This window comes from Methanobrevibacter oralis (genome assembly GCF_001639275.1).
Lineage (GTDB): Archaea > Methanobacteriota > Methanobacteria > Methanobacteriales > Methanobacteriaceae > Methanocatella > Methanocatella oralis.
Map to the genome: position 1 here is coordinate 16,356 of NZ_LWMU01000081.1, position 12,777 is coordinate 29,132.

General features: G+C 27.2%; 8 protein-coding genes. 3 read left to right on the forward strand and 5 right to left on the reverse strand.

Features of this window, described 5'->3' with window-relative positions; all coding sequences use genetic code 11:
- Window positions 1–6: 6 nt before the first annotated feature.
- The 3 genes from MBORA_RS06810 to MBORA_RS06820 all read right to left on the reverse strand — a co-directional run bounded on the left by MBORA_RS06810 (window position 7) and on the right by MBORA_RS06820 (window position 6,319).
- On the reverse strand, window positions 7–3,078 hold the full coding sequence (locus tag MBORA_RS06810; protein WP_063720432.1) for an Ig-like domain-containing protein: 3,072 nt from the start codon (window positions 3,076–3,078) through the stop codon (window positions 7–9).
- Between the two features lie 243 nt (window positions 3,079–3,321).
- Complete coding sequence (locus MBORA_RS06815; protein ID WP_063720433.1) at window positions 3,322–5,370, reverse strand: right-handed parallel beta-helix repeat-containing protein; 2,049 nt, start codon at window positions 5,368–5,370, stop codon at window positions 3,322–3,324.
- Window positions 5,371–6,010: 640 nt separating this feature from the next.
- Window positions 6,011–6,319, reverse strand: a complete 309-nt coding sequence (locus MBORA_RS06820) for a hypothetical protein (protein ID WP_147659465.1) — start codon at window positions 6,317–6,319, stop codon at window positions 6,011–6,013.
- A gap of 596 nt (window positions 6,320–6,915) precedes the next feature.
- On the opposite strand from MBORA_RS06820, the gene MBORA_RS06825 reads away from it, so the two are divergent.
- The 3 genes from MBORA_RS06825 to MBORA_RS06835 all read left to right on the forward strand — a co-directional run bounded on the left by MBORA_RS06825 (window position 6,916) and on the right by MBORA_RS06835 (window position 10,185).
- On the forward strand, window positions 6,916–7,149 hold the full coding sequence (locus MBORA_RS06825) for a hypothetical protein (protein ID WP_042692044.1): 234 nt from the start codon (window positions 6,916–6,918) through the stop codon (window positions 7,147–7,149).
- Window positions 7,139–7,561, forward strand: a complete 423-nt coding sequence (locus MBORA_RS06830; RefSeq protein WP_081738316.1) for a PIN domain-containing protein — start codon at window positions 7,139–7,141, stop codon at window positions 7,559–7,561. The genes MBORA_RS06825 and MBORA_RS06830 overlap by 11 nt, the downstream gene beginning before the upstream one ends.
- A gap of 308 nt (window positions 7,562–7,869) precedes the next feature.
- Window positions 7,870–10,185, forward strand: coding sequence for a DEAD/DEAH box helicase (locus MBORA_RS06835; protein WP_063720435.1), 2,316 nt, complete (start codon window positions 7,870–7,872; stop codon window positions 10,183–10,185).
- A 49-nt stretch (window positions 10,186–10,234) separates the two neighbouring features.
- On the opposite strand, the gene MBORA_RS06840 is transcribed toward MBORA_RS06835, so the two are convergent.
- Window positions 10,235–10,927 carry a sugar phosphate isomerase/epimerase family protein gene (locus MBORA_RS06840; protein ID WP_231475755.1) on the reverse strand — a complete coding sequence of 231 codons (693 nt, stop codon included), beginning with the start codon at window positions 10,925–10,927 and terminating at the stop codon, window positions 10,235–10,237.
- 7 nt (window positions 10,928–10,934) lie between these two features.
- Window positions 10,935–12,776, reverse strand: coding sequence for a PINc/VapC family ATPase (locus MBORA_RS06845; protein WP_042692193.1), 1,842 nt, complete (start codon window positions 12,774–12,776; stop codon window positions 10,935–10,937).
- Between the last annotated feature and the right edge of the window lies 1 nt (window position 12,777).

Sequence of the window (12,777 nt, forward strand, 5' to 3'; positions counted from 1 at the left end):
ACTTCCTTATTTTTTAACTTTTATAGTTACTTTTTTACTTAATGCTTGGTAGTATGCATTACCTGCAAATTTAACAGTAGCTTTGTAAGAACCTTTTTTAGTTAATTTAGTTAATTTGAAAGTAGCTTGACCTTTACTGTTTGTTTTAGCAGAATATGTTTTTTTACCTAATTTTATAGTAACTTTAACTTTACTTAAAGCTTTGTTTTCGTTGGTTTTTAATACAATAGAGTATTTTTTAGTTTTCTTTTTAGCTTTAAAGGTTACTTTTTTAGCATTCATTTTAGGAGTTGCTTTTTTAACAGTTAATTTTGCAGTTTTAAAAGTTTCATTATAATTGGAAGTTGATGCAAATATAACTTTAACATTGTAGTTACCTGGTTTTAAATTATTAACACTAACTGTACCTTTACCATTAGTAACTTTAACATTAACTTTTTGAGATCCAATAATAACACTAACAGTACCTGATATTGGGTTAGCTAAGGTTATAGTTAAAGTTTTAGCTACATTATAAATTTTAGAACCACCTGAAATAGTGATGGTAGGAGTAGCTTTAGCTACAGTAAAAGTAGTATTAGCAGTACTTGAGTAAGTAGTAACATTATCGCCAACAAAGTTAGCTACAGCAATATAATTGCTGGCATCTAAAATATCACTAACTTTTAAAGATCCACTGCCATTAACAACGGTTATACTATAATTTTTATTATTAATATTTACAGTAACATTACCCGAAACATTATTTAATAAAGTAACATCAATAGTAAATCCGTTACCATAAGTAATGTCTGCAATTTTAACTGTTAAATTAGTGTCAACAGCAGTAACTTTAAGTTTAGTAGCATTAACATAAAAATGACCATTAATTTCAGTAGTGCCTATAGCAACAGCACTGTCATATGTACAATCTTCAATAGCAATAGCATCATCAAAATTAGCAGCAGAATCAACTACACCATTAAATTTAGAATTAGTGAAAGTACAATTTTTAAAGTAAATGCCATCATCTTCAAAATAACCAGTACCCTCACGGTAAACTAAAGAATCAGCAGTAATATTCTCAAAAATACAATTATTAAGATTTACAGCATAGTATTTATATAAATTAACTACATTATTTGCATCAATATCTTTAAAAATACAATTGTTAAAGGTCATTGAATTTGTTTTTGCATATCCATATTCCAAAAACATTCTCGGATCCATAGTAGTACTATAATACTTTGTCTCATTACCGAATCTCATAGGTGCAGTAAATGTACAATTAATAAAAGTAGAATTAATATTTATACCTGTATCAATACTTGTACCTGCAGCTATTGTTAAATTAACAAGTTTATGAATAACATTTGTTACACCAGCAGCACCTGATTCAAGAGGTAATTTAAGTATAACTTTGCTACCTAGACCAATTACAGTAATATTTCTGCTACACTCTAGAGGAAAATAATTGTAGTCCTCTGCAGTATATTCTCCATCTGCTACATAAATTACTCCATTATTTAGAATATCCCGGAAAGCTCTAAGAAGTGAATCTTTTCCTCCATATGCATTTTCCCAACTTTGACCATCAACAGATTCTGGATCATTAGGAGATGAAGCATTAACATAAATAATATTGTGCCACTCTGTTAAAACATTATCATTTGACATTCTTAATAAAGATTTTACAGAAGATTTAGGAGAATTACATATGCAAGTTTCATTATATGGGGTGGCTTGATAACTGTTGATAAATACATTATTACAGAAACAGTAATCATTACCAGTAATTACAACAGTATCAATTCCAGTTGCGGTGTGATTGACAAATAGGTTATGACAAATTTTAATATGGGGATTTCCACCAGTACCATTTTCATATGTATAAGTTGCAGCAGCAATTGCTTGGCCTATTCTTGCATAGTTTCCAGTGAAATTAGAATTACATACGGTTAAGTAACCTCCATTCAATACAGAGATGGCTCCTCCGCGACCAAGAGAAGTAGTTGAAATGTTGGTGTAAGCCTCACATAGGTTTTTGTTATAGTTAAATCTACAGGAATCTATGGTTATATTGTATTCAGAGCCATAGTTGTATGCTCCGATTGCTCCACCACCATTATTGGTAGTACAGTTGTTATTTTCAAAAGTAGAATTATATATTTTTAATTTACTGTAGGTGTATAATGCTCCACCATTCCATCCAGCTGTATTTCTTTTAAAAATAGAATTTTGAATTTCAGTTTGAGCATTTGTATGAGTATGTATTGCTCCAGCCCACCAATTAGCATGGTTGCCGTCAAACAGAGTATTATTTACATATAAAATTCCACAATTATTAATTGCACCAGGTTCAACACTGGCACTATTATTAACAAAATTACAATCATCAACATACATTACAACACTTGTAGTACTTCCAAAAACATAATTAGAAACTGCACCATAACCAGTATTACAATTAGTAATATTGCATCCAGAAATATACATCAAATTATTAGTATTATATATAACTGAATTACGTCCTGTTGCAGTTTGAATATTATTAAAAGTACAATTTTCTAAATAAACTGTACCATCAAGTTGTAATAAATTGTTAGCATTAACATTTAAAAATTTAACATTAATAAAATGTAAGGTTAATGCAGGATTAATGTTTAAAAACGGTGTTTTAGAAGTAGAACCTCCAGTAATATAACTGACATTACTACCAACGATGGTAGCACTATTTTTGAACTTTATTACTTCGCCAATGGTATAAGTAGTTCCAGTTAAAGTAATATATTGACTAGTTGGGGCTTCACATTTATTTTTCAATGTATTCCAATCATATGCAGTAGTGGGTGTTCCACTAGTAGATGATATTTTAGAGTTTTCTGAAGCTAAATCATCATCTAAATTTTTTATAGTTTGAATATCATCATTTGAATCATCAACATTATCAATAGATACAGAATTATCATCAAGTGTTGATTCTGCAACTACTGTATCATTAATATCTTCCGTAGCACTTGCTGTTCCAATAAAACAGAGTAGCATCATGAGTAATGATAATATTGCTATCTTATTTAATTTAATTTTTATTCCTCCCATTTAATTAAATTTTGAATTTTTTTTAGAAAAAAATAATTTAGTTAATCATTTGAATTTGATTTATACTAAATCATTAAAACTTGAATAAAATGCAATTTTATTAAATTATAGATAATTATTTATCAATGCTATTTTACTCAATATTATATGATGTATTTAAGTAATATAAACCTAACGATTATTTGCTTTTAAAAAATAGTAAAAAAAGGTCTATTTTTAGACCTATACTGTTTAAATTAAGTTTTATAATTCATTTTTCTTGTTTTTTGTTTTATATCCTATGATTGAGAAAATTAATATAATAATAACTATTGTAATCATTTGAATATAATTAATTCCATCTAAAGTATCTATTTTTTTACTTACCTCATAAGATTTCGAATTAGAAGCATCTAATTGACTACTTCCTTCAATTGAACCTGAAGAGGAAGAAGCACTTGTAATATCAACACCAGAAGTACCATAAGTATAATGTGATGAATTTAAATTTCCATTATGGGTTTGTGATTTAGTATTATTGGGGTTTCTTCCAAAAACATTGTTTTTATTAGTACCACCATTTCCAGAATTAATAGATTTTCCACCATTATCTCCATTTCCACTAATAGAATTTCCTTTAGTATTCATCCAACTTAATGACAAACCTTTTCCTTTATATGGATTATCAAAATAATATTTCAACGAATTAGGGTATTCATTAGCACTCATTTTACGCACAGGTTTAGAACCATCAGTATTATTAACGACAACATTTCTCGGTCCAATTGCATCTACTGCACGGTTTCCACAATATTTTCTAGTCTTTAAAATATTATTTGCAACAATAGAATCTGATACTATAGAATTACCACCGCCTCTAAGTGCAACTGCACGATCACTGTTAGTTGAAACATTGTTGTATTGAATATTATATTTATGATTCCCATTAGTAGGTTGAGTGTAACTTATACCATAAACATTAAATCCTTTTTCAAATTTATTTACAGTATTAACAATAATTGTATTATTAAATATTCTATCGTCAGAATCTTGTACTTCAATTCCACTTACTAAAGCCCAATAATGCTTACTTGCGACTCCAGTAACATTAATAAAATTACTAACAATATCTAATTGGGTTATACCATTGTAATTTTGTGAATAAATACCAATATTAGGACCGTTACTATAACTACTAATGTTATTAAAAGCTATTAGTACATTTTCAGCATGACCTGTTACTTGAATTGGATAAGCAGTACCATGTGCTTCTTTACCACCAGTAGTGCGGATATGAATATTATTGCCAACAATCATAACATCACTAGAAAAATACACATCTAAACCATACAAATAATTATCAGTACCATTTTTAGTAATATAATCACTTTCAAGGATAATATTTCTCTCAATTGTCGAATTATTGCATGCATAAATTAGTACAGCATCTAATGTTGGATATCCTTTCTTTAAACTATTAATAACACTACATTTTATATAATTATCAGATAATCTTAGGTTGTAACATGACTCTGCTGCTAATGCTGCAACTGCATCCATACGAATACCTACAGTTCCCCAATTAACAGATCTTAAAGGAAGAGAACAAATAATATTATTACCTGAAATAAATGCATCACGAGTGTTTGTTAAAACAACACCATAATTATAACCATTTGTAATAGCGTTTCCATAGAGTTTAACTGTATTATTTATGAGTTGTAAATTAGATAATTTATAATTTAACCCATTAGAATAAATTCCATAACCTATAATATTTTTAGGAACAGTATAATTAATGTTGACATTATAAATTGTAACATTATTTGAATTTATTAAAATACAAGCTCCTTCATTATAGCTAAAATCATCATTACAAACAAAGTTTAAATTAGTTAACATCACGCCATTAGCATTTATATTAAAAACAGTATTGTAAAATAAAGTATTTTTTCCAGTAATCTTGGTATCTGTTGAATTTATAGTAAACGCGCCTAAATCATTAAAATCACCATAAAATGTGAGTTTGCTTCCACCATAATTACTTTTTAAAACTTTATTATCATCAAAATATATTTTATAGTTTTTTTGATTGATAACATAATTTTTATCAATGTTAGATGCTTTTTTAGAATCATCAGAAGAATAAGAAATTAAATTCGTATTTTCCACATCATCATTAATAGTTAATAAATTAGCATCATTTGTGGATGTTAAATTGTTATTTACATCTTCAAAAGCAGAAACATAACTAATACTAACTAAAAATATAATGGATAGTGAAAATAATAATAAATATTTATTCATTTTCAATTTCAACCCTCTTTATTATTCTAATTGCCATATTTCATGACATTATTTAAATATTAAAGTGAATCAAAATAATATTAATTTTTAATATATTTCAACTAACTTTAATAATATTATTTCACATTTAAATAGTTAATAAAGATAACTATTAATTATAATATAATGGCACTTTCAAAAACTTAAGTGATTTTTAGAAAATCACATTATATTTTTATTCTAATACTTAAGTTTTAGATTAAATCTTTTTAAAATTCCTTCATCTGTTTTAAATAATTTTTTAATGTATTGCTATTTTTGAGTCATTGAAGTAATTAGTGAGTTTTTTTTTGAATTCTGGAATTCTGTTATGATGCATTTTTTTTCTCTTGGTTGCGTAGTGATTGGTTTAAAGAAGTTGTATACGTTTATCTAATTGTCTCTGAATCGACCAATTCTTTTAGCCAATATTGTATTTAATTTTAAGTCGAATAAAGCTAAAAAGATACTTTCCAATTATCCATTCTCTTTTTAATCCAAAGGCTATTCCTAAATATAATAATATCCTGAAAAAGTCCATTTCATGCTTAATTTCATAATCAGACTTTAAAAATGATGTTTTCTACGTTTTGATGTGATTTCGATGTTATGTTCTTTTTTCAATAATTTACGAATTTTTATGAAGACTTCCATTAAAATAACTATACAAAAACTCAATATGCTCAATTACAGGAATAGTAATATTTGAGTTTCCATTAACAATACTAGAAAGATCCGTATAAATTATATGGCCACATTTATTACATTTATATTTCTGAACAACACAATTCTTTTCTCCAATTTCTAAAAAAATTAATTTTCTAGAATAAGTTCCATTTTTAACAACATCACGTGAATTATACTCCTGACAAACTACATTAACTGGCTTAAAATATTTTTTCACCTTTTCTTGTTGAAACAAACAAAGAATTATCAATAGAATTGCACCCAATTCGAATTTTATCTTCATTGGTTCGATCGAGAAAACTCTGGAATCCATTCGTAAAGTTTAAATTGTTTATCCAATATAATAACTATTTGAAGTTTTTATATTTTTATTATTCATGTTAATATATTAGATTCACTTAATATATTAATTTTACTTCTTTTAAATTAAAAATAAAGAAAAATAAGAAAAGAAAAAAAGTTACTCCAAAAAATAAATAAGTTAAAACCAAATCACTTAAGTTTTTGAAAGAGCCCTTTACTAAGTATAATTCCAAGTATAATAAAAATTCAAGCTGTATAAAAATTTTTTTGCATCAAATGAAATTTCAAATAGAATAATAAATCCACCTTAAAAGAAACTATTATTAAAATAGGAAATTCTATAATGTTTATTTGATTAAAATGGTAAAAAAATTTTGATATTAAGCTAAGTTTTACTATGGTTTATACAAAATTGGATTTTTATTAAATTATTAAGAGTAAGATTTCAATATTTGATATAAATAGTCAAATCAGATTTTCCGATAGATATAAATATTATCTGATTAAATAATAATATTCATATTATAAAAGAACATGATTATTATGACTTTAGCAACTAGTAAATTATATGGAAATGATGAGTTACATTTACCAAAAATAATAAAAGACGAATTTAAAGACTTTCCTATTGATAAAAATACTATATTTGATTGGGATATTCAAGATAATAATATAATAATAACTCCTAGACAAAAAACAACATTTGATGATGTATTTGGAATGATAGATGATGATGGAGAAGATTGGAATATAGATGAGTTGATTTATGATGAATAAAATATTCATTGATACTTCATTTATCATACCTATTTTTAAAAAGAATGACAAGTCTAGATTAATCATTGAAAAAAATAAAGACATATTATTTGAAAATGAGTGTTATATTAGTAATGGTGTTTTAAATGAAGTAATAACTGTAGTTATGATGAAAACCAAGAATATTAAATTAACTGAAAAAGCTTATTATTTCTTAAATGATAATTTTAATATTATCAATGAATTTGAAATAGAAAAATATAATGATAGGGTTTTTACATTATTTAAAAAATATAATGAAAAAAATTATAAAGCTAGTTTTATTGATTGTTCAAGCATTATTATTGTTAATAACCTTGATTTGGACTATGTTGTTTCATTAGATAAATTTTTCAATAAATTTAAAGAAATTGAGTTATTAAAATTGGAATAGATATATTATTGCGTATTTTATTTTTAACTAATAAAATTTTTGATTTAAATGCTCTTATTAAAAAATTAACAGAAACACAACATCTATAACTAATTATTGAGGGAATTTCATTCTAAAATTGTAATTGAAAAATTAAATGATAATATATTTTTAAATCACGATCCGATAAAAAAACTCTTGGAGCTATAAAATAATGTTATTTATGAATTATAATGAAAGATATTACTTAGCAAATGCTCTTTGTTAATATATTAATAATGCTTTAAATAATAATTAAATATATAAAATGTTAATATGCAGGTTTAATCATGACTAGTTATATAAAACATCCTTTAATTAAAGAAAACTCTATAGAATCAAGGTTATACCAACAAGTTTTAGCGGGGGATGTTTTAAAAAAAGGAAATACTATGGTTGTTGCACCTACCGCATTAGGTAAAACTATCGTAGCTATTCTAGTTGCAGCAGATAGATTGAATAAAGTTAAAAATTCAAAAGTTCTTGTTTTAGCTCCGAGTAAACCACTAGCAATTCAACACGAAGCTAGTTTTAAAGAATTTTTAATGGTGCCTTGTGCATCAATTACAGGGGCGGTTAAAACTGATGAGAGAACTAAACGGTGGGAAGAATCAAGAGTTGTTTGTGCTACTCCTCAAACTGTTGAATCAGATTTGCTAAAAGGTCGATATGATTTAAATAATGTTTCTTTAATAGTTTTTGATGAATGCCATCATGGAGTAGGTTCTTATTCTTATGTTTATTTGGCATCTAGATATGTTCAAAAATCAAATTATAATTTGATTTTAGCTTTAACTGCTTCTCCAGGTTCTGATAAAGAAAAAATAAAAGAAGTTTGTGAGAATTTATTTATTCAAAATATTGTAATTAAAACTGAGGAGGATCATGATGTAAAACCATATTTTAATCCAGTTGAAATAGATTGGGTTAAGGTAAAAATGAGCAGTGAACTTGAAAAAATTAAAAAATACGTTGATAAGGCATTAAAAATCCGACTTAAAGCTTTAAAAAATATGGGTATTATTAAAACTGTTTCTGTAAACAAAGGGGATATTTTAAAAGCTAGAGCCAAAATTCAAAGTGAAATTGGAAGAACTGCAAATCCTTCTAAAGAATCTTTTCAAGCAATTTCAATATTAAGTGCTGTTATTAACATTCAACATGCACAAGGCCTTATTGAAACTCAAGGAATCCAAACTTTTAATAAATATATAGGGCGTTTACGTAAAAAGAAAACTAAAGCAGCTAAATCATTAATTTATGATGATAATTTTGGACGTGCTGTTAAACTTGCTCGTGATGCTGAAAAACATGGTTGGGAACATCCAAAACTTAGAAAAGTAACTGAAATTCTTAAAAAAGAGTTGGCTACTAGTGATGGTCAAACTAAATTACAATCTAAACGATACGAAAAAGAAGATTCTAAATCTTCTAAAATTATGGTTTTCACACAATACAGAGATACACTTGAAATGATTCATCAAAAACTAGAAAAAGAAGGAATCAAATCTGTTAAATTTTATGGACAAGCTTCTAGGGATGGGGAAAAAGGATTAACTCAAAAAGAACAAAAAGAAATCATAAAAGCCTTTAAAATGGGCGAATATGATGTTTTATTATCTACAAGTGTAGCTGAAGAAGGTATTGATATTCCTGCAGTTGATTTGGTCATATTATATGAACCGGTTCCTTCTGAAGTTAGGATGATTCAAAGAAGGGGGAGAACTGGACGTAAAAGAACTGGTCGTGTAAAAGTTCTTATAACTACGGGAACAATGGATGAGGGGTATTATTATTCTTCAATTTACAAAGAAAGTAGGATGAAAAATCAATTAATAGATCCTGTTGTTTTAGCCGAACTTAATGAATCTGCAGTTGAAAGAATGGAAAATGAAAAAAAGATTAAAGTCATTGATAAGCCTGAAAATGAAAAATTACCTTTGGTTTTTGCTGATTCAAGAGAAGGTAATTCTAAAGTTATTAGACATTTAAGTGAAATGGAAATTGATGTTAAAATCCAATCAATGGCAGTTGCCGATTATCAGGTAAGTGATGAAGTAGCTATTGAGAGAAAAACTGCTAAAGATTTTGTTGATTCAATTGTTGATAAAAGATTATTCAAACAGGCTCGTGAATTATCCGAAGAGTTTAAACGTCCTTTGATGATTCTTGAAGGCGATGACTTATATTCGGGTATGATTAATCCTAATGCTATTAGAGGTTCTATAGCTTCAATTGCACTTGACTTTGGTATTAGTATTATTCCAACAAGAAACGCTCAGGATACTGCAGCTATGATTAAAAGAATAGCTATTCGTGAACAAAGTGGTGAGAAAGTTCCTATTCAAATAAGAACAGATAAAAAACCAGTGAGTTTGTTTGAACAACAGCTATTTATTATAGAATCCCTTCCAAACATTGGGCCTGTTAATGCTAAAAATTTATTGGAGCATTTTGGCTCTGTATCTAATGTTATTAATGCATCTGAAAGTGAACTTCAAGAAGTTGAAGGAATTGGTTTAAAAACAGCTAAAAGTATTAGGAATGTTATTGATTCCAAATATTTATATTTTAAAAATGAAATAAAAGAAAAGCGTCTTATTTAAAAGTTTTCTTTTATATACTCATAACTTTTTTTAATGGAATCATTATCATTTACTTCGATGATGTAATGCCATCATATTTTTTATCTTCAAAAGTATTGATGATACTTTTTAAATCAATAGATCCATCACCTAAAGCAAGGTGGGAGTCATCATCACCAAAATTATCATGCATGTGGATGTGTTTAATACAATCAAAATACATTTGGTTTGTAGCATATCCAATATGATTAGCATGACCAATATCTAAAGTCATGAACATGTCAAGTGAAGTTAATGTTTCATTTAAATCCTCTAATTTTTGATACATCATGGATTCAAAAGAAGGCATATTCTCAATAGCTACCATTACTCCTAAATCTTGCCCATATTCTCCAAGTTCTTTTATAGATTCATTAGATAAGTCATAAACAACTTCTTCAAAACCTCTGGCTAAAAAGGGAATTAAACCTGGATGAACAACAACACATTCAGCATTAATTTTATTAGCAGTATCTATTGTTTGTTTAATCTGTTTAATTGAGTTTTCTCTACTAAATTTGTTTAAAGAAGCAATATTAACATCCATAAATGGAGCATGCATAGAATATTTTAAATTAAAGCTTTCTACATTGGCTATATTAATATCTTGATTAGGGTACTGGTGTAGAATTTCAGCATATTCAAGTCCTAACTCTTCAATAAATTCTAAGCTATCTTCTAATTTGTCATTTATCCCTGCTAATGTTGATGCACCAATTTTCATATCATCACTATTTTTTAATTGCTGTAATTTCTAATCCCATTTCTATAGCTTCTATAATAAAATTAGATAGTTCAATTCCTTGTTTAATTTTAATTTCTCCTTTTTTAGAGGTGGTGGCAGTAAGTAAATATTCACCACCTATACAAATATCAAAGTTTTTTCTACCATTGTCACGACCTAAATCTAAAATTAATTGTTTTTTTGTGTGAATTATGTCAATTTCAAAGGATTTTCTATTTTGAATATTTTTTTCAAGCACTTCAACACCAATACTTATTCCGATATCTTTTTCAATTTCAGCTATTCGCCTACCATTTTTACCAATGATTTCTGGGATGTGTTGTTCTTCAAAATAGATTTTAGCTCTTTCAGGTGATATTACTTCAACTTCTACTTTTGCTTTTTTAGGTAGTATCCTTTTTATTTTCCTTAAAATTTCTTTTTCAGCTATTTTTTCAACTGATGATTTTTGTAATTGTAAATCAGTATCTTGATTTACTAAATCAACATCCATAACAATTGTTTGTTCACCATAAGTGTAGATTTCATTTTTAAGTTTTCCACTTTCAAAATCTCTAACTTCAATAACAGGCCTTGCAAGATCTGCTTCTTTCATACCAGTTGGAACTTTAACGGTTATTTTTGTTTCATAAACATTTTTAACAGCACCATCTTCAATATAGATGCTAGTATCAACAATTGAAGGTATCACACCAAGTTCTACTCTTGAAGCTATTCTTTGAATTGCATCAATTGGTCTAGTTGCATGCACAACGCCAATCATTCCAACACCAGCTAATCTCATATCTGCAAATATATTAAAATCATTATTTTTTCTTAGTTCATCATAAATAGTATAATCTGGACGAACAAGAAGTAAAACATCGGCAGTATTCTCCATACTTCCTTCAAGGGGACTGTATTGTGTAATTTCATTGGGTAATTGCAAATCTCTTGGCGATTCCATTGTTTTTACAACTTTATTTAGTTCTTCTGAGTAAAATTTAGCAATAGATTGTACAAAAGTACTTTTTCCTGCTCCTGGTGAACCGGATATTAATATTCCTTCTGCATTAGTTCTTATCCTATCCATTAGTTTATCAGATAAATGATAATCACTTAATTCAATATTAACAACAGGTTTAACTGCGGTTATTTCTAAACTTTCAGAAAAAGGCACTTCTGCTATCGAAATTCTATATTCTCTTGATTGAACTATATATGATCCAATTTTTTCTGATTCTAAATAAGTTTTTGAATCGTTTTTAGCCTTATCAAGAATTTCATCAACAATTTTTCTAAGTTCTTTATAAGAATAGGTGTTATCACTAAGTTTTACGAATTTTACATTACCGGGAGTTCCTTTTTTAGCCATTGGACAAACATTTTCCTTTAAATGAATAGACATTGTATTTTCATCAAAATATTTTTCAATTGATAAAGGTTTATTGATGTATTTTTGTTCAATATACTTAACAGAAATTCCTTGAGCCTTAGCAGTTTCAGCTTGAACTTTATCATTAGTAATAAGGGTTCCAAATTCGCTACGTGCTAAATCTCGGATAATATTATCTATTTCACCACTTTTAGCATATTTTATATCATAATTACTTGGTCGTTTTCCTTTAAAGCTTATGGCTACTTCACCTTCAAATTGAAGATTTTGTAATTTTTGAAGTTCCTTAAGTCCTTTATATCCTTCAATTCTACCTGCATTAGCTTGATGTTCTAGTTCACAAACAACTGCCTCAGGTACAATAACTTCTGGATATTCTAAATCGGATTTTTTAATAATTTCTGAAATTGCACCTATTATAATAGCACTAGTGTCTGGAATTAGAGTATTCATT